Origin of the sequence: Leptospira biflexa serovar Patoc strain 'Patoc 1 (Paris)' (genome assembly GCF_000017685.1) — a bacterium.
Classification (GTDB): domain Bacteria; phylum Spirochaetota; class Leptospiria; order Leptospirales; family Leptospiraceae; genus Leptospira_A; species Leptospira_A biflexa.
Map to the genome: position 1 here is coordinate 1,088,992 of NC_010602.1, position 17,494 is coordinate 1,106,485.

Sequence of the window (17,494 nt, forward strand, 5' to 3'; positions counted from 1 at the left end):
GATGCCTCTTTCACAAGAACAAATCATGGAACTCTCCAAATTGCAGAAAATGCTAAGGAATTTGGAGAAAATCGAAAGAAATGCAAAAAATGACTTACAAAAAGAAAGGGTTGCGTTTGACATTGAACGTTATAGGCGTAGGATGCAAGAAGTGTCCCCCGATGGAATTCCAGACAACTTGGAACAAACCATGCGAAACGCCAAAACAAGGGAAGAAAACCCAGAAAGCCTCAAACATAAAATCATATCTCAATACCCGGTGATGAAAATTTCACCTAACTCCAATGACAGTGAGATCAACCAAATTGGAACCCTTGTTAATATTATGGATTTGGAATACATCCCTATCCTTGGTGATGCTCATATCAAATTTGATTATTCCCATGCCACAGAACGTGACTCCGTTCTTAAATACATGGAGAACCTACGTCGTAATATGAAAATCCTTGTGGAAACCATTGAAGAGTATGCAGCTGCCGATAAACAAGAGTTTCGTGAACAGCTCTCCCGTATGAAAAACAAACAATCTCGGATTTTCATTGCGGAAGCCTTTGAAACTTTGGGTAAGTTCCGCGACTTCCTACTTGCTGTGAATGGTGACATCAAAGAAGGAAATAATGTCATCATGAACATGGAAGAACCGATCAAATTCAACCCTCGTTTTGAAAAAGCGACAGTTTTGGAAGGTCGTTCCATCATGGAAGCTCTCCGCGAATTTGAAGAATTTGCCGATGAGGCATGTGATTTGATTCGCCTCCCGTCTTTTCGAGGGTAAAAAAACCTTTTCATTCCTAGGGGGAACGAGGACACTGTGAAAAATCACATACACGGACTCGCAAACGCATGGCATTAGTCAAAAATCAGACCGAAGTTACCAACTCAACAATTGGTGAGAATTCTTACTTCAATGGAAAATTTTTCATCAATGGATCATTAAAAATTGACGGTAAATTCGAGGGGAAATCCCTCCAAGCCGAACACCTCTACATCGGTGTGACAGGAAAGGTCAAAACCAATATCACAGCGGCGAGTGTCATTGTAGAAGGAATCATCGTAGGGAACGTGACGGCAAGAAACCGCGTGATGCTCCTACCCACTTCCAAAATCCTTGGGGACATCAAAACACCAGAACTCATCATCCAAAATGGGGTGATTTTAGAAGGTCGTTGTATGATTTCCAATGACTTAAAACATAGCGCCAAAGACCTGATCGAATTGGAATACTCCAAAGATTCTCTCAGTGTCGAAAAGATTTTTGGGAAACAACCAAACGCCAAAGAATAATTGAAAACCATCCTCATTTCGGAAGGGGATCCCACGAGTATCAATTATGAGCTTTTGGAATCAACCTTCCCTCTCTTACAATCCTTAGGAAAAGAGCACCGCATTTATCTCATCCGAGGTTCCCACAACCAAACCCTTCCTTCCCTTCCCAATCTCACTGCACCCATCGATGCCCCAGGATTCTATTCCATCACTTGGAAGGGAGGTGGGAAATCCAAATCCTTTGTACTGGGAAAACCTTCTCGAGCTTCCGGGAAAATGGCATATGACTCACTCCTTTCGGCCATCGACCTGCAAAAAGAAACTGGTGCGGACCTCATCACCCTCCCACTTTCGAAAGAGTGGGTGGTGAAAGCAGGGATCAACGGATTCCGAGGCCATACAGAAACTTTGGCGGATGCATACAAGAGACCTACATTTATGATGATGTCAGGAGAGAAACTCAACGTGATCCCACTGACAACCCATGTCCCTTTAAAAGATGTTGTCCGCGAGTTAACCAAATTCAATTGGAAAGAACTTGGTCGGGCGATCACCCAATCTCCTTATTTACACCATCCAAAGATTGGGTATTTGGGACTGAACCCCCATGCAGGGGAAGGGGGAAAAATCGGGAAGGAAGAAACGACCCTCCTGAAGCAGGGAGTTTCCATTTTGCGAAAGGCAAAATTATCCTTGGAAGGACCTCTCTCTGCAGATTCCGCTTTTTTACCAGATGCCAAACCGTACGATTTGTATTTAGCAGGTTACCATGACCAAGGTCTCATCCCATTTAAATTGCTTGAAGGAAAGAAGGGTGTGAACATAACCTTAGGTCTGGATTTCACTCGTGTTTCCCCAGACCATGGAACCGCCTTTGGGATTGCGGGGAAGGGATGCGCAGATCCTACGGGACTCATTTCCTGCTTAGAACGACTTGTGGAGAGAAAAACAAAACCAATATGACACTTCTGGAAACTCTTGCCTTTCCTGTTCTTTTTATTTGGTTTGTGGGACTCCTCCTCACTTTTTTCCGAAGGGATTTAGAACCTCATTGGAAGTTCTTTTTTTTCCTCGTGTTTTGTTTTTACCTCGTTCAGTTTTTTCCCGAATTTTGGCTTGGGGTCACCCGCTGGAAAGAGAATCCGAAAGGCGAGGTTTTACAATGGATTTCTGCCATGGGAAATTCCCTATATGTGTTTTTGTTTTTTTTATGGCCTCTTGTTCTCATCAGAATTTATTATTCCGCATCCAACAATCTCAGTAAAACCTTGATCCCAACACTTGCCTATGGGACGGTTCTGTATTGGGCTTTATTTTTCCTTTGGACTTTGTATTCGAAAGAGTTCAATGAATGGCTTCATCAAGTATTTGCAAATAAGTAAAAGAAAGGGCGAACAATGGCAGTTCCATTTATAGATATCAAACGTTTTGAACCAGGATTTTTGGACACCTGGAATGAAAAAGTAAAGTCCATGTCGGAAAACGCGCAGTTCATTGGCGGAAACGAAGTCACTGACTTAGAAACAAACCTTGCCACTTGGGCCGAAACCAAGTATGCCATTGGTTGTGCCAATGGAACCGATGCCTTACAACTGGCGTTACGTGCAGTGGGTGTGGGTCGTGGCGACAAAGTATTGTTACCCGATTCAACCTTTTGGGCCACTTTTGAAGCGGTCGTGAATGTGGGTGGGGATCCTTATACTGTGGATACCAATCCTGTGGATTTACAAATGGATTTCCAAGTCTTCCAAGAAGCAGTGGAAAAAGTAAAACCAAAAGCGGCTCTTGTTGTGCATCTTTATGGATGGGGGACAGCTAAGATTCAAGAACTTCGAAAGTTTTGCAAAGAAAAAAATGTTGCCCTTATCGAAGACGGGGCACAATGTTTTGGTGTCAAACACAACGGAAACTCCCTCTACAAAGAAGCACTCATCTCAACCACATCCTTTTATCCGGCGAAGGTGTTAGGTGCTGCAGGTGACGGTGGAGCTGTATTCACAAACGATGAAGAGTTATCGGTTGTGACAAGACGACTTGTGAACCACGGAAGGACATCTCATTACGAACATGGACTTGTGGGTTGGAACTCAAGACTTGATTCTTTACAAGCTGCTTTTCTCAATCTTTCCCTAAAACACTTAGGGAAACGTATCGAATCTCGCAAAACCTCGCAAAACATCTATTATAAGGAATTACCAGGTCTTGGGATTGGAGTGATCCAACCACCAAAAGGGTATGACGAAAATGGATATTGTAACGTGACTTTGGTGGATCCTGAAGTTCGACCTAAAATCGAAGCTGTCTTAAAAGAAAAAGGAATTGGTTTTGGGAATATTTATCCTGGAGCAATGTCAGACCAACCAGGTGCGAAACCTTATCTTGTCGAACGATTTGGAAAAGACAGCCATGCTCGTCGCATTTCCAAGTCAGTTCTCAACTTCCCACTCTTTGCTTATATGACAAACTCCGAAATGGACGAAGTGTTGAGTGCGATAAAAGCGTATAACGCTAGTAAATGATGGAAAAACTTCGGGTAGGAGTCTTTTTATTCTTTTTACTCATCCTTGCGGTGTTAACGTTTAGTTTGTCTAAAAGTTGGCGCCTATACGATGGAGGGTATGAAGTGACTGTGGAAACGCCAGAGTCCAAAGAAAAAGACACCTCTCCCGAACCAACTGACAGTTTAGATTTAGAAGATGGGAATGGTAAAATTTATTGGAAACAATACTTTATCTACCCTCATGGACTCGTTACGGAATCAGGAGGATTTGGTCCAGATGGGATCTTATCCCATGCGCGTAATTTGTATTCCATCAATTTAAAAGATGGAAAAATCCAAAAACTCTTTGTGCACGATGTTTATATTTGGGATTTTTTTGTTGGAGAATTTTCTAAAAAATCAGTTTTGAATACGATTGATGATCCAAAAGAAGATGTATTACAAATTGAAAAGAAAATATTGATTTTTGCTGTGACTGAGGATAGTAACCTCGATGGAGTTTTAAACTATAAAGACCACAAATTGGTTTTTCTTTTTGATCCTGAAACAAATCAATTGTCTTCCATCTTGCCAACCGGATTTCACTTTCGAAAACTTCTCTACAATTCTTTGAAAAACCACCTAACTTTGATTTTGGGGAAAAATCCTGATCCTTTACCTAAACTGAATCGAAAAAAACCACCAGAAACAATCACTAAACTTCATTTATATGATTATGACGTGGTATCATCCAAAGGAGTTTTGAGTGGGAATTTGGAATCTTTGGTTTCTACCGAAGAGAAAGAGTGAATCTTCACTCCCCCCAAACTTGTACGCAGTCTTCGTTAAAAATTCCAAATAAAGTTTTATTGGCAAATTCGACAGCAGAGATTTTCTGAATCCCTGCTTTTTCAGCCGCATCTCGGATGTTTCCACCCCGTTTGAAATAATACATGTTCACGTATAAATAGGAGCTGGTGCACGATCGGCCAACCTTTAAGACTCTCCCTTCTGCAAGGCTCCCTGCAATCCCTGGATTTCCATTTTGTGATCCGTCTCTCGAACTATGAGTTTCGTTGATCACTAGGGAAACAAAAGGAACCCGGTATTCCGGAATACATTCCGCAGTTACACTAGCGAAACATAGGATTATGAAGATCTTAATTCTTTTGGCCATGGACATAAGTGCAATACTTCCCGTAGAGAAACATAAATTCGACCAGGTGGTGGTCGATGTACGAAATTTTGATGATCCCATTTTCTTTGGCGATACTTCCGGCTCCTGCATTCCCCCAAGAATACAAACGGAGGAAATGTTGTACACAACCAGAAGCAACGATGTCCTCTTTCACATTGTTTTCAGGATCAAAGTCTCCATCAAAGTGAATGTTTGCGTAGAGTAGGCCAGGGAGTGGTTTGTAAACTTCTCCATAAAAACATGAAAGAGAAAAACAAGTTGCAAGTAAGATGATTGGTTTCAGTTTCATGTTCCAATTTCCCCCGTCATAATCAGGCAATGTCGTACAACGACAAAGGTGAGGATCGAATGCACTTGGATATCGATGGATCTGATCTTTGTGATTTTGGAAATACGTTTGGCTTCCTCAATACTCGCATCTCCAGTCGAAACCAAATACAAATAAGAAAAGGCACAGGCTTTCCCTTCCACAGAACCATCTGCTTTTCCTAGTTTTCCTGGATAATTGTCCTCTCGATACAATGCTCCCAATCGGCAGTCCTGGAAAAAAAACAATACAATTGCCAAAATCAAAATTCGGGAAAGAATCGAATTCTTTTTCATCTTTGGTCTTTGCTAATATTATCTAAATTGAAGATGACACCAAATTGGAATCCAACTTGGTCAAATGTTTCACTTGAAAATAAATTAGACTTTAACATTCGTTTCATGCCATGTAATTCAAAAGAAAAACCAAATTCTGGTGTTAGGTAGTAGTTGATCCCTAGAGCGGCCCTTCCACTCACACCCGTCCCTTGCGCCATCAGGCTTTGTAAATAGAGGTTGGTATAACCTGTGGACCTGTAGGAGGCACTAAAATTCACGAGTCCCAATTCGAGTCCAATATAAGGATCAAATTTATTTTTGGTTAAAAAATGATAATTGAGTCCAAGTCCATACACTTTGTCTTTATATACTGTATATTTGGTGGGCGCATATTCCAAATACGGAGTGAATCCTGTCGCACTGTTCCTATCAGAGTAAATGAATTGGTCTGATCTTTCTCCTTTTACGGAATTGGAAGCATAGGAAATCAAAATACCTAAATGGTCAGTGAGACCATATTCAAAAAATACACGACCCGTCCTTCCTGGTTCCACTTTGCCATCGGGAATGGGGATCACTTGTGGGACAGAAAGTGATCCGAGGAGACGCACTGGCATCACACCTAGTTGGGTTTGTGTTTTGATGGAATTTTGAAGAGAGGATTCTCTTTTTTGCAAACTGCCGCCTGTATAAACGGTTTCTCCCCCTTGGAGGTTTAAATAAAACCCACCTTGGTAAAATCCAATGGGATACTCTAGTCTTGGTGTGGGTGTTTGTGAATATAAAGGAGAAATTACATTCAAAATCGCTAAAATGGAGAGTAATATTCTTTTCGAGAGAATCCTTCGTTTCATTCCCAGAAAATTAACAAGTGTTTGTCCATGTGTCAACGGAAAAGAGTAGGAAATAAAAAATGTTTGCGATGATAAATCGAATCAAAAACCCCAAAAATTTCCTTAGGGTTTTTGATTGTCACAAAACAATCAGACAAAAAAGAACTATCTGTAGTCAGCTACAAATAGTCCTATGATTCAATGAATCGATTGTTGTTAGACTTTAAGACAGAGCGTCCTTCACTAAATCTTCTTGTTCCTTTAAGTGAGTGACCACGTGTCCACAAGCAGGGCTTGGGAATTCTGAGCGACCTGCATAGTGCAGGCGTTTGTTTTCCGGCATCAACGCTTCGATTCGATCTCTCACAAAAAACCAAGCACCTTGGTTTTTTGGTTCTTCCTGAACCCAAACAAATTTTTTAAGTTTTCCGTAACTTGTGATCATTTGTTTGATATGGTTTTCTGGAAAAGGATAAAGTTGTTCGATGCGAACGACTGCTACGTTTTCCAGTTTTTGGTTATCAATCGCCTTACGTAAGTCATAGTAAACTTTTCCCGAGCAGAAGAGTAATTTTTCTACTTTTTCTGGTTTTGCGACTGGGTCTGGTAAGATCTTTTTGAATGCACCTGTTGTGATGTCTTCCAAACTCGAAGCCGCATCTTTCAAACGAAGTAGGGACTTCGGAGTCATGATGATGAGCGGTTTTCTAAAACTTTGTAAGATTTGGCGCCGTAGGATATGGAAGTACTGGGCAGGTGTGGTGAGGTTTGCCACTTGGATATTGTCAAGAGCACAAAGTTGCAAGAATCGTTCGAGACGTGCGGACGAGTGTTCTGGACCTTGTCCTTCATAACCATGTGGGAGTAAACAAACTAGCCCCGACATCCTTTGCCATTTGATTTCCGAACTGGAAATGAACTGGTCAAAGATTACCTGTGCGTTATTTGCAAAGTCACCAAACTGCGCTTCCCACATCACAAGGCTACTTGGATCCGCAAGAGAAAATCCATATTCAAATCCAAGGCAGGAGTATTCAGAAAGGGAAGAGTTGACGATTTCGATCTTTGCCTGTTTGTCACTGATGTGATTGAGAAGGGTGAGTTTTTTCCCGTTTACAATATCAGAGAGAGTGGCATGCCTATGAGAGAAGGTTCCCCTTTGGGCATCTTGTCCACCCAAACGGATCGGGAATCCATTCTCCAAAATGGAACCAAAAGAAAGAGCTTCTGCGAAACCCCAATCGATTGGAAGTTCCCCAGCACCCATTTTTTTACGGTCCTCCAATACTTTGATGTGTTTTGGATTGGCCGTATACCCTTCTGGAAGAGTGGTCACTGCTTTGACAATCCCACCTAATTGTTGTTGGAGGAGCTCTGTGTGCACATCGGAATCAAGTGGTTCTTTTGTGTATCTTGACCAAACGCCACCAAGAGTATCCACTGTGATACGAGTGTCTTTTTCTTTTGCTTGTTGGAAAGAGTCTTCCAACCCTTGTGCGATTCCATCTTTGATGAACTGAATTTCTTCAGGAGTGATGTCACCACGTTGTAATAATCTTTGTTCGTAAAGGGATATCGTTTTTGGATGTTTCTTTATGATATCATACATTTGAGGTTGTGTGAAAGACGGTTCGTCAGTTTCGTTATGACCTAACCTTCTGTAACAAATCAAATCGATGATCACATCTTTTTTGAATTTTTGACGGTATTCTAACGCGAGTTTTGTGACGCGGTATGCCGCTTCTGGGTCATCTCCGTTCACATGGAAAATCGGAACTTGGAATCCTTTGGCAAGGTCAGTCGCATACAAAGTTGATCTGGATTCACTCGGAAGGGTAGTAAATCCAATTTGGTTATTGATGACGATGTGAAAAGTTCCGCCAACAGTATACCCTTCCAGGTTCATCATGTTGAGAGTTTCTGCAACAACCCCTTGGCCGGCAAACGCTGCATCTCCATGGATGGCAACAGGCATAAATTTAGAACGGTCCGTGTCCTTTGCCATTTCTTGGCGGGCACGAACGGATCCAAAGATCACTGGGTCTACGGCTTCTAAGTGTGATGGGTTAAAGGCAAGGGAGAGTTTGACTTCTTTTCCATAATGGGTCATCACATGGTTGGAATACCCAAGGTGGTACTTTACGTCTGCATACCCAAGTTGTCCTGGGTTTAGTTTTTCTTCAAACTCTGCAAAGATAAGACCTGCTGGTTTACGGATGATGTTTACCAGTACATTGAGTCGTCCTCTGTGTGCCATCCCAATCACAAGGGCATCCATTTTATGACCACCCGCTTCTTCCACAAGGGTATCAAGCATTGGGATCATGGTTTCCCCACCTTCGAGAGAGAATCGTTTTTTCCCTACGAATTTTTTGGCGAGGAAGTTTTCAAAACTATCTGCTTGGTATAATTTTTCAAACAAACGTAAGGCGGTCTTTTTGCTAATGGGATCGTTATTGGCAAGTGGTTCCATTCTGTTTTGTAACCACTCCCGTTCCTCATCATTGACAAGGTAATAGTGTTCACAACCAATCGAACCACAATAGGTTTTTTCAAACCAATCGATGACGTTTTTAAGTTTTGTTTTTCCAAGGTTGGCGATCCCAGAATCCACTTCTGTATCGAGGTCGGATTCTTTCAGGGCTTTGATTTTGAGGTCAATGAATTCACGGTTTGGTTTGTTGATTCCAAGTGGATCTAAGTTTGCCGCTAAGTGACCTTGCCTTCTATAAGCATTGAGTAAGTTAATGATACCAAAATCGCTTAAAGATGAGTCTTTACGGTGTTCGGTGGAAGTGTAGTTCACATACCCGTTTCCATTAAAGCCACCTCCATTCGAACCATTGTTCGAAAAGGAAGTTCGTTCCAATTCTTGGAAAAAATCAATCCAATCTTTGGTTAAGGAAGACGGATCTTCTTTGAACTGTTTGTAATACTCTTCCAATAATACAACGTTATCGCCGTATAAACTCATCATCTGATCGGTTGTCATATATTCTCCCTAAAACAACAAAACAACTGTTTGGTTACGAATGGATGGACCATTTCGCATCAGCATCCATCGCCGCTTCCCGAAGGACTTCGGAAAGAGTGGGGTGGGCATGTGTGGAACGAGCAATGTCTTCCGCACTGGCACCAAATTCAAAGGCAATCGCCGCTTCTGCAATCATGTCAGATGCACGAGGGCCGACAATGTAGACGCCGAGAAGTTTGTCCGTTTTTTTGTCCGCGAGGACTTTCACTTGCCCATCGGTTTCGTTCATGGCTTTGGCTCTTGCATTGGGTTTGAACATGTACTTACCCACTTTGTATTCGATCCCTTTGGCTTTTAGTTCTTCTTCGCCAAGTCCCACCCAAGCCACTTCTGGCCAAGTGTAGACGATCCAAGGGATGGCTTTGTAATTTACATGGCCATACTTACCACAAATGAGTTCGGCTACAGCAATCCCTTCGTCTTCTGCTTTGTGAGCAAGCATTGGTCCGTCCACCACGTCACCAATCGCATAAATATTCGGAATGTTCGTTTGGAATTTGTTAGGTTCTACTTTGACGCGACCACGGTCTGTCATCTCGATTCCAATTTCTTTGGCACCGAGTCCGTCTGTGTTCGGGCGTCGGCCAATGGAAACAAGTACCTTGTCTCCTTCGAGAACGGATTTTTTTCCGTCTTTGCCTTCGATTTCGACTTCTACTTTTTTCCCTTTCACTTTCGCACCGTGCACTTTGGTTTCAAAGAGAAAGTTAATCCCTTGCTGTGTTAATAATCTTTCCGCTAGGCTTGCCATCGCTTGGTCAGCGGTTCCGAAAAGCCGTGGCATGAGTTCCACCACGGTGACCTTGGCACCAAGTCGTAACCAAACAGAGCCTAGTTCCAAACCGATGACCCCTGCACCCACGATGATGAGGTGTTCGGGAACGGAATCAAACCCAATGGCATGGTCAGAGGTCACAATGTTTTTTCCATCCACGGGGAGTGGTGGGATTTCAATGGGAGTAGAACCTGTGGCGATGATGATGTTCGTTCCGCTAATGGATTCTTTTTTGCCATCGTCTGCGGTGATCGAAACTTCGGTTTTGGAAACAAAACTGGCTTGGCCCAAGTAACGAGTGATTTTGTTTTTTTTCATCAAGTAGTCAACACCCGATGTCACTTCACTCACCACTTTGTCTTTTCGTGCCATCATTTTGGCGATATCAATTTTGACATCTTTCACAGAGATTCCATGGTCCGCTAACTTATGTTTGGTTTTATGGAATTCTTCAGAGGAATCGAGGAGAGCCTTGGAAGGGATACAACCTACGTTCAGGCAAGTCCCACCGAGTGTTTTTCTTTTTTCAATGATGGCTACTTTTTTGCCTAGTTGGGCGGCACGAACCGCCGCCACATACCCACCAGGGCCTGCACCAATCACAATGATATCGTATTGTTCCATAAAATCCTTATACCTCAAAGAGGAGTCTCGTTGGGTCCTCTACCATTTCTTTGATCTTCACAAGGAACTGCACAGCTTCCTTTCCATCCACAATGCGGTGGTCATAGGAAAGTGCGAGATACATCATCGGACGGATCACAATTTGATCGTTCACAACGACGGCGCGTTTGACGATGTTGTGCATCCCAAGGATTCCTGATTGAGGAGGGTTGAGTATCGGTGTCGACATCATCGATCCATACACACCACCATTCGAGATAGAGAAGGTTCCCCCTTCCATGTCTTCCAAAGAAATTTTTCCGTCTTTCACTTTGCCCGCAAGCCTTGCGATCTCTTGTTCCACACCAGCAAAGCTCAGTAAGTCGGCGTTACGAACAATCGGAACCACAAGTCCTTTCGGTCCACCCACTGCCACTCCGATGTCGTAGTAGTTTTTGTAGACAATGTCTGTTCCGCGAATTTCCGCATTGATCGCAGGGAAAGCCTTAAGGGCTGCCACCGCTGCTTTTGTGAAAAGAGACATGAAACCAAGACCCACACCATGAGTTTCTTTGAACTTGTCTTTGTATTTATTGCGAAGTTCCATGATCGGTGACATATCTACTTCGTTGAATGTCGTGAGGATGGCCGCTGTGTGTTGTGCATTCACCAATCGGTTAGCGATCGTTTGGCGGAGTTTTGTCATTGGTACAACTGTTTCTCTTGGTCCAGAGTTTGCACTAACCACTACTGCTTTTGGAATCTCAGGACTTGGTGCAGAAGTTTTGGAAGGAGCAACAGAACCTGCCCCACCTTTTTCCATAAAAAGGATCACATCTTCTTTTGTGATTTGGCCGTTTCGACCCGTGCCTGTGATTTTTGTGGCATCTAATTTATTTTCTTCGATGAGTTTACGCGCCGCAGGAGGGAGTTCGTCATTCACTTTGCCCGTGTTAGGTTGTGCGCTTGGAGTTTCAACTTTAGGAGCCGCTCCTCCAGAACTCACAGGAGCTGCCGCGACCGCCCCTTCTTCGATCATGCCCATGATGTCTCGGACATGCACCACATCCCCCACCTTTTTGGTAATGGATTTTAAAACCCCGGAACTCGGGGCAGGGATTTCTAATGAAACTTTGTCTGTTTCTAAAATAGCGAGCACTTCGTCTACTTTTACGGCATCGCCTTCTTTTTTGGTCCAAGCACTGATGGTCGCTTCGGTTACGGATTCCCCCATCTCGGGGACTTTGATTTCTATTGCCATGAAATATTCCTTAGCAGGTTTTTAGAGAAAAATAGCGTTTTTGAGGAGTGAGATCCCATTTGAATCTAAGACTACGGTAACTTACTTAAAGGTTAAAACGCAAGCGGAAAAAACGAAAAGGCCTTGAGTTTCGGTTGAATCCCTTATCAGTTGCAAGTATGATCCGTTCTTTCCAAGGCCACACACCTTCCCTCCACCCAAGCTCCTGGGTGGCACCTTCTGCCGACGTATTGGGCAAGGTTACGATCGGCGAAGAGTCTTCCATTTGGTTCCAATGTGTGTTACGAGGTGACGTAAATACCATCACGATTGGCAAACATGTGAACATCCAAGACATGACCCTCGTACATGTGGCAAGAGATTTGTATCCTGTCACCATTGGAGATTATGTATCCATCGGCCACCATGCAACCATCCACGGTTGTGTGTTGCGGGACCATAGTTTTGTGGGCATGGGGGCTATGATCATGGACGATGTCGAGATTGGCGAATGGTCGTTTGTGGGTGCAGGTTCTCTTGTTCCCCCAGGGAAAAAAATCCCACCAGGGGTTCTCATCATGGGTAGCCCCGCGAAAATCATCCGAGACATAACAGACAAAGACCGAGAGATCATCACGCGCACCGCAAACAATTATGTGAAGTACAAAGAAAACTACCGGAGTGAAGGGATCGGGGGCACATCCCTTTCTTAACAGAAAGGGACCGGGTGATCCGCTGCAATCTGATCGCTTGGTGCGATCAGGATTTCCGCTACTCCCCCTTGTGCGGGGAGAATACAGTTTTCATTTTGAATCGAACCGATTGACACATTCTTAAGTTTATTTTTTGTATCTGTCCCGAAGGTTTTGTCTTTCGAATCCCAAACTGATAGTTTCGCCAAACAAAGAAATAAAAGTGAATCCAACAACAGGCCTGACTGCCTGAAAACCCAAAAGAATGACTTAAAATTTTAGAATCGTAAATTTAAGATTGATCCGTTTGTTTTCTGAATCAAATTTGAATGAATCAATCAAAAGGACAAAATTTGTATACACTCATCCGATTTGAAACAGTAACACTCGCCCACATCCAAGTAGAGAAGGGAGGAGTGATCACTTTCCCTTGTGGCTTTGACCCATCCAAACACAGAATGGAAAAATCATCCCAAACGTTGGACCTAAAAAAAATCAGAGTAGCGGTAGCCAAATCTGCCAACGCTGATTCCGAAATCTGCGGAACTTGTGTGGGTGCCCTGTATTCGAACTGAGCCGATCCCAAGTAAGTGATGATTCCAAGGAAATCCGCTTGCCGAAGTCTTTCACTTTTGGCAAAGTAACCTAACATATGAATTTGATGGTTCGATTGGTTTTCAGTTTTGTTTTTTTACTTTGTATTTCCTGTAATTTTCATTATTTTGCACTCGCAAACGAAACGAACACACAAGCTCCAGACCTAGACAAGATCGCTGGGGATAAAATTCGGTTCCATCTCATCCGAGTGGAAGAAACACCAAAAGCCAATTTGTACAATGCACCGGCCTTGGAGTTTGAACTGGCAAAATCAAAACTTTTTAAGTTAAGTCGTTCTTCCAAACTCAATCTCACGTATACAACGAAAACCGGTACAGAAACGGCAGGGATCTCGGCACTCATGTTTTTACTGACACTTGGCATCTTCCCTTCATTTGTGGAAACCCATTCCAATGTCACCTTCACTCTCATGGACAGAGAAGACAAAAAAATCTTCCGAGATTACTCATATCCCATCCAAGGGAGAAGGATCATTTCTTGGTTAACGATCCCTTTTTATATCGTTCTCCCGATATTTTCTGATTCCGTAGACGGTGGTGTGAATTACGAAACTTCCAATGTATCATTACGGATGTTAGTCGAAGTCTTTGAAGCAGACTTGGCAAAAGACTGTTTGGAAAATCCAGAACTTCTCGAAACCTTACGCAACAAAGGGAACGAATCCATCGAACTTTAAAAATGAGTCCATTCGTTTGAGGGAAATTCGACTCTCTGCAGTGAGAATCCTGAATCTCATTTTCGATCGACGATCAGGATCGTCACATCATCGGCAAACTCATTGGAATTTACATAGTCTTTTGCTTCTTGGATGAGTGAGTTGGCACAATCTTGTGCTGACTTTGATTTCCCTTTTATAATTGCCTTTTGGAACAATTCATCGTCATAACGTTTGTTATGGTCTTTTGACATATGTTCGGTAATTCCGTCGGTATACAATACCAAACGGTCTCCGGATCCAAACGAAAACTTTTTTTCCTCATAATAGAGATCGGGAATGAGACCAAGGATTTTTCCTTTCACATCCAAAGCAGAGGCATCGGCACTCGTCCCTTTCATCAAAAAAGGTGCATGGTGGCCTGCATTGGCACAGAGGATGGAATTTTCTTTTAAATTGATGATTCCATAAAATGCAGTTAAGAAATTACCTGCCAGTTTCCCAAATAACATATGATTGAGTGTGGTTAAAAATAGAGAAGGACTTAGTTTGATATCGGGTTCAAAATTTTTGAGAACCATATGGGACATCGCTGCAAGTACGGCAGCCGAAAGTCCGTGTCCAGATATATCCGCAATCAAAATGGAATATTGAAATTCATCAATTTCTGTGACATCATAAAAATCACCTCCCACTTGTTCGAGTGGAATGTGAGAGACTCCATAACTCAATTCTTTGGTTTCTGGCAAAACCGATGGCATGATTTTTTGCATGATGTTTTTGGCACGGTTCAGCTCCTTTCCTGTATCCACAATTTGGTGGAAGAGTTGGGCATTTTTAATCGTGTTACTGAGTCTTGCTGCAATGTTTGTGAGTAGGTCTAAATCAGAATGTTGGAAGGCATACCCTGAGAGTTTGTTATTGATGCTAATCACTCCCAAAAGTTCGTTTTGGTAAATGAGTGGTGCTGAGATGAGTGATTTGGATTCAAATCGAAATGGGGAAAGTTGATTGTACCTTGGATCCATATCCAAATTATGGATGAGTAAACTTTCTTTTTTTTCAGCGACCCAACCCGAAACCCCTTTTCCAAAAGGAACTTTGATTTGGTCATACGCATCTTCCGGGATTCCTTTTGCCGCAAGAATACCTAACTCTTGTTGGGTTGTGTTTGCGAGGTAGATGGTTCCAGAGCTTGCCCCTAAGTATTCCAAAACTCGGTTTAACATCCACTTTCCTAGTTCATTTAAACTTTTTTCGGAAACCGATAGTTTTTCAAATTCATAGAGTAAGGAAAGTTCTAAAATCCGTTTGTCCAAACTATCTTTCGTATTGGCATTTTGAATGGCTGTGGCAGCAACTTCTGATAGAGAAATCAAATATTCTAAATCGGCATCATTAAAAATTCGATCATTGGTTTTGTTGATGACTTCAAGTGTTCCAATGAGCCTTTCTTCGACAAAGAGAGGGACACAAATGAGAGACTTGGTTTTGAATCCCGTACGTTTGTCCATACTCGGATTGAATCTTGGGTCTTTGTAGGCATCTTCGAGTGCGATTGGTTTTTTTTCTTTGGCAACCATACCTACGATGCCTTCGCCAAATTCCAAACGTGCATATTCCTGGATGATTTCCCCTTTTTCTCCCAAGGCCACTTCACAATACAAAAATTCATCGTTTTCTAGTAAGAATAAGGAACTTGCCTCCGCCTCTAACAAATCTTTGGAATACAACATGATGAGAGGGAGAAGTTGGTGCAGGTCTAAATTTGCATTCAGAATCGATGAAATATGAAGTAGGCTACGGAATTTACTAAGACTAGTTTGCGGATCGGTCATACAGGCAACAAACCAATCTTTCCAATGGATTCCCTTTCGTCGATTTAGAAATTTTGGTCTTTTTATGGCCGATTTAGGGAAAGGGAAAAAAGAACCGTTTCACCTTCACCGTGTTTTTTGATCCAAGAAATACAAATCCATTGACTTACATCAATGGATGCATTCATATTCTGTGGTATTATTTGATTCTAGGAAATGGTAAACAATATGAATCCAATCAAAACAAAACAAATTGTCCTCTTTCTTTTCCTTTCATTCCTACTTGTCGCTTTTGTCAATTGCGGAAAAGAAACTGTGGAAGAAGCAAAACTCACTTATGCACCTGAAGTCCCTCCACATATCGATCGAACAAACGAGGCAAAGGTGGTTGTGAATATGGAAACTGTGGAAGTTGTTGGTCGCCTTGCCGATGGAGTGGAGTATACGTTTTGGACATTTGGAGGCTCAGTGCCAGGCCCTATGATCCGAGTGAGAGAAGGGGACAATGTTGAGTTCCACTTAAAAAACCACCCCACAAGCAAAATGCCACATAACATTGATTTGCACGCTGTGACAGGGCAAGGTGGTGGGGCCGCGGCTTCCCTCACAATCCCAGGCCATGCTTCCAAATTTTCCTTTAAGGCTCTGAATCCCGGACTTTATATCTACCACTGCGCCACGTCTCCCGTGGGAATGCACATCGCCAACGGGATGTATGGACTTATTTATGTGCAACCAAAAGACGACCTTCCCAAAGTGGATAAGGAATACTATGTGGTCCAAAGTGAGTTTTATACCAAAGGCAGAAATGGGGAACCTGGTCTTCAGCCATTTAGCATGGAAAAGGCGATCACAGAAATTCCTGATTATGTAGTTTTTAATGGTTCTGTTGGATCATTGGTAGAGGAACGAGCCATCACTGCAAAAGTGGGAGAAAAAGTTCGATTGTATGTTGGGAATGGTGGTCCCAATTTGGTTTCCAGCTTCCATGTGATTGGTGAAATATTTGATTCTGTTTACACCGAAGGTGGAGTATTGGCCAATCAAAAAAATGTACAAACCACTCTCATCCCTGCTGGTGGTTCCGCTATCGTTGATTTCACAGTTGATGTCCCAGGAACTCTAATATTAGTAGACCACTCGATCTTTCGCACATTTAACAAAGGTTCGCTTGGTATGTTAAAAGTAGAAGGGGAACAAAATCCAAACGTCTATTCTGGAAAACAAGAAGATACTGTGTATTTACCAGAAGGTCCAGCGATCCAACGTATGGTCACCGAAGTCAAACCGAAGGCAACAACCAAATCGAAGGAAGAAATTTTGGCGAATGGAGCACGTGTTTACCAATCCGTTTGTTCTGCTTGCCATATGAAAGAAGGGCAAGGTGTGCAAGGTGTATTCCCACCACTTGCCAAATCAGATTATCTAAATGCAGATAAAAATCGCGCCATCCAAGTGCTGAAAAAAGGTTTGAGTGGTCCCATCACCGTGAATGGCCAAAAATACAATAACGTGATGCCACATTTAGAACTCTCTAACGAAGAGATCGCAAGTGTGCTCAGTTATGTATACAACCAATGGGGAAACAAAGGGATCATGGTGACAGAACAAGAAGTGAAGTAATGTACATTTCTCCATTCGAGAAACTAAAGGTATTCGAGAGTTTGTTTTTGGTTTTGTTTGTGAATCCAAAGAAAGG

General features: G+C 42.6%; 18 protein-coding genes. 10 read left to right on the forward strand and 8 right to left on the reverse strand.

The genetic code is table 11. The annotated features are described in order from the left end of the window. The first annotated feature begins 1 nt into the window (after nt 1). From LEPBI_RS05135 to LEPBI_RS05160, 6 genes are all read left to right on the forward strand, one after another. Nucleotides 2–775, forward strand: coding sequence for a hypothetical protein (locus tag LEPBI_RS05135; RefSeq protein ID WP_012388051.1), 774 nt, complete (start codon nt 2–4; stop codon nt 773–775). 68 nt (nt 776–843) lie between these two features. Then, nucleotides 844–1,284 carry a bactofilin family protein gene (locus LEPBI_RS05140; RefSeq protein WP_012388052.1) on the forward strand — a complete coding sequence of 147 codons (441 nt, stop codon included), beginning with the start codon at nt 844–846 and terminating at the stop codon, nt 1,282–1,284. After that, entirely contained in the window at nt 1,285–2,229 is a 945-nt protein-coding gene (locus tag LEPBI_RS05145; RefSeq protein ID WP_012388053.1) for a PdxA family dehydrogenase, read from the forward strand. It begins immediately after the preceding gene. Then, entirely contained in the window at nt 2,226–2,648 is a 423-nt protein-coding gene (locus LEPBI_RS05150; RefSeq protein ID WP_012388054.1) for a hypothetical protein, read from the forward strand. The genes LEPBI_RS05145 and LEPBI_RS05150 overlap by 4 nt, the downstream gene beginning before the upstream one ends. A 15-nt stretch (nt 2,649–2,663) precedes the next feature. Further along, nucleotides 2,664–3,785 carry a DegT/DnrJ/EryC1/StrS aminotransferase family protein gene (locus LEPBI_RS05155; RefSeq protein ID WP_012388055.1) on the forward strand — a complete coding sequence of 374 codons (1,122 nt, stop codon included), beginning with the start codon at nt 2,664–2,666 and terminating at the stop codon, nt 3,783–3,785. Then, nucleotides 3,785–4,555 carry a hypothetical protein gene (locus LEPBI_RS05160; protein WP_187148081.1) on the forward strand — a complete coding sequence of 257 codons (771 nt, stop codon included), beginning with the start codon at nt 3,785–3,787 and terminating at the stop codon, nt 4,553–4,555. The genes LEPBI_RS05155 and LEPBI_RS05160 overlap by 1 nt, the downstream gene beginning before the upstream one ends. 4 nt (nt 4,556–4,559) lie before the next feature. Here LEPBI_RS05160 and LEPBI_RS05165 read toward each other — a convergent pair whose 3' ends face one another. From LEPBI_RS05165 to odhB, 7 genes are all read right to left on the reverse strand, one after another. After that, nucleotides 4,560–4,928 carry a TRL-like family protein gene (locus LEPBI_RS05165; protein ID WP_012476187.1) on the reverse strand — a complete coding sequence of 123 codons (369 nt, stop codon included), beginning with the start codon at nt 4,926–4,928 and terminating at the stop codon, nt 4,560–4,562. Continuing rightward, a complete protein-coding gene (locus LEPBI_RS05170; RefSeq protein ID WP_012388058.1) occupies nt 4,906–5,232 on the reverse strand; it encodes a TRL-like family protein in 327 nt (108 codons plus the stop codon). Before LEPBI_RS05170 ends, LEPBI_RS05165 begins: the two co-directional genes overlap by 23 nt. After that, nucleotides 5,229–5,546 carry a TRL-like family protein gene (locus tag LEPBI_RS05175; RefSeq protein WP_012388059.1) on the reverse strand — a complete coding sequence of 106 codons (318 nt, stop codon included), beginning with the start codon at nt 5,544–5,546 and terminating at the stop codon, nt 5,229–5,231. Before LEPBI_RS05175 ends, LEPBI_RS05170 begins: the two co-directional genes overlap by 4 nt. Continuing rightward, nucleotides 5,543–6,382 carry a hypothetical protein gene (locus LEPBI_RS05180; RefSeq protein ID WP_012476188.1) on the reverse strand — a complete coding sequence of 280 codons (840 nt, stop codon included), beginning with the start codon at nt 6,380–6,382 and terminating at the stop codon, nt 5,543–5,545. Before LEPBI_RS05180 ends, LEPBI_RS05175 begins: the two co-directional genes overlap by 4 nt. A 202-nt stretch (nt 6,383–6,584) precedes the next feature. After that, a complete protein-coding gene (locus tag LEPBI_RS05185) occupies nt 6,585–9,353 on the reverse strand; it encodes a 2-oxoglutarate dehydrogenase E1 component (protein WP_012388061.1) in 2,769 nt (922 codons plus the stop codon). 34 nt (nt 9,354–9,387) lie between these two features. Continuing rightward, nucleotides 9,388–10,794, reverse strand: a complete 1,407-nt coding sequence (gene lpdA / locus LEPBI_RS05190) for a dihydrolipoyl dehydrogenase (protein ID WP_012388062.1) — start codon at nt 10,792–10,794, stop codon at nt 9,388–9,390. A gap of 7 nt (nt 10,795–10,801) precedes the next feature. Further along, nucleotides 10,802–12,034 carry a 2-oxoglutarate dehydrogenase complex dihydrolipoyllysine-residue succinyltransferase gene (odhB, locus tag LEPBI_RS05195; RefSeq protein ID WP_012388063.1) on the reverse strand — a complete coding sequence of 411 codons (1,233 nt, stop codon included), beginning with the start codon at nt 12,032–12,034 and terminating at the stop codon, nt 10,802–10,804. Between the two features lie 158 nt (nt 12,035–12,192). Here odhB and LEPBI_RS05200 point away from each other — a divergent pair, with 158 nt between their 5' ends. The 3 genes from LEPBI_RS05200 (at nt 12,193) to LEPBI_RS05215 (ending at nt 13,999) form a co-directional block, all read left to right on the forward strand. Then, nucleotides 12,193–12,726 carry a gamma carbonic anhydrase family protein gene (locus LEPBI_RS05200; RefSeq protein WP_041769970.1) on the forward strand — a complete coding sequence of 178 codons (534 nt, stop codon included), beginning with the start codon at nt 12,193–12,195 and terminating at the stop codon, nt 12,724–12,726. 308 nt (nt 12,727–13,034) lie between these two features. Next, nucleotides 13,035–13,280, forward strand: coding sequence for a hypothetical protein (locus LEPBI_RS18870; RefSeq protein ID WP_226992885.1), 246 nt, complete (start codon nt 13,035–13,037; stop codon nt 13,278–13,280). A 77-nt stretch (nt 13,281–13,357) separates the two neighbouring features. Next, nucleotides 13,358–13,999, forward strand: coding sequence for a hypothetical protein (locus tag LEPBI_RS05215; RefSeq protein ID WP_012388066.1), 642 nt, complete (start codon nt 13,358–13,360; stop codon nt 13,997–13,999). Between the two features lie 56 nt (nt 14,000–14,055). On the opposite strand, the gene LEPBI_RS05220 is transcribed toward LEPBI_RS05215, so the two are convergent. After that, a complete protein-coding gene (locus LEPBI_RS05220; protein ID WP_012388067.1) occupies nt 14,056–15,816 on the reverse strand; it encodes a GAF domain-containing SpoIIE family protein phosphatase in 1,761 nt (586 codons plus the stop codon). A 207-nt stretch (nt 15,817–16,023) separates the two neighbouring features. On the opposite strand from LEPBI_RS05220, the gene nirK reads away from it, so the two are divergent. Next, complete coding sequence (gene nirK / locus LEPBI_RS05225) at nt 16,024–17,418, forward strand: copper-containing nitrite reductase (protein WP_012476189.1); 1,395 nt, start codon at nt 16,024–16,026, stop codon at nt 17,416–17,418. Nucleotides 17,419–17,494: the final 76 nt, after the last annotated feature.

What these genes read in the sequence shown, in the direction of transcription:
- LEPBI_RS05135 (WP_012388051.1), top strand. Translation starts at nt 2, where the DNA reads ATGCCTCTTTCACAAGAACAAATCATGGAACTCTCCAAATTGCAGAAA.
- LEPBI_RS05140 (WP_012388052.1), top strand. Translation starts at nt 844, where the DNA reads ATGGCATTAGTCAAAAATCAGACCGAAGTTACCAACTCAACAATTGGT.
- LEPBI_RS05150 (WP_012388054.1), top strand. Translation starts at nt 2,226, where the DNA reads ATGACACTTCTGGAAACTCTTGCCTTTCCTGTTCTTTTTATTTGGTTT.
- LEPBI_RS05155 (WP_012388055.1), top strand. Translation starts at nt 2,664, where the DNA reads ATGGCAGTTCCATTTATAGATATCAAACGTTTTGAACCAGGATTTTTG.
- LEPBI_RS05160 (WP_187148081.1), top strand. Translation starts at nt 3,785, where the DNA reads ATGGAAAAACTTCGGGTAGGAGTCTTTTTATTCTTTTTACTCATCCTT.
- LEPBI_RS05165 (WP_012476187.1), bottom strand. Translation starts at nt 4,928, where the DNA reads ATGTCCATGGCCAAAAGAATTAAGATCTTCATAATCCTATGTTTCGCT.
- LEPBI_RS05170 (WP_012388058.1), bottom strand. Translation starts at nt 5,232, where the DNA reads ATGAAACTGAAACCAATCATCTTACTTGCAACTTGTTTTTCTCTTTCA.
- LEPBI_RS05175 (WP_012388059.1), bottom strand. Translation starts at nt 5,546, where the DNA reads ATGAAAAAGAATTCGATTCTTTCCCGAATTTTGATTTTGGCAATTGTA.
- LEPBI_RS05180 (WP_012476188.1), bottom strand. Translation starts at nt 6,382, where the DNA reads ATGAAACGAAGGATTCTCTCGAAAAGAATATTACTCTCCATTTTAGCG.
- LEPBI_RS05185 (WP_012388061.1), bottom strand. Translation starts at nt 9,353, where the DNA reads ATGACAACCGATCAGATGATGAGTTTATACGGCGATAACGTTGTATTA.
- lpdA (WP_012388062.1), bottom strand. Translation starts at nt 10,794, where the DNA reads ATGGAACAATACGATATCATTGTGATTGGTGCAGGCCCTGGTGGGTAT.
- odhB (WP_012388063.1), bottom strand. Translation starts at nt 12,034, where the DNA reads ATGGCAATAGAAATCAAAGTCCCCGAGATGGGGGAATCCGTAACCGAA.
- LEPBI_RS05200 (WP_041769970.1), top strand. Translation starts at nt 12,193, where the DNA reads ATGATCCGTTCTTTCCAAGGCCACACACCTTCCCTCCACCCAAGCTCC.
- LEPBI_RS18870 (WP_226992885.1), top strand. Translation starts at nt 13,035, where the DNA reads ATGAATCAATCAAAAGGACAAAATTTGTATACACTCATCCGATTTGAA.
- LEPBI_RS05215 (WP_012388066.1), top strand. Translation starts at nt 13,358, where the DNA reads ATGAATTTGATGGTTCGATTGGTTTTCAGTTTTGTTTTTTTACTTTGT.
- LEPBI_RS05220 (WP_012388067.1), bottom strand. Translation starts at nt 15,816, where the DNA reads ATGACCGATCCGCAAACTAGTCTTAGTAAATTCCGTAGCCTACTTCAT.
- nirK (WP_012476189.1), top strand. Translation starts at nt 16,024, where the DNA reads ATGAATCCAATCAAAACAAAACAAATTGTCCTCTTTCTTTTCCTTTCA.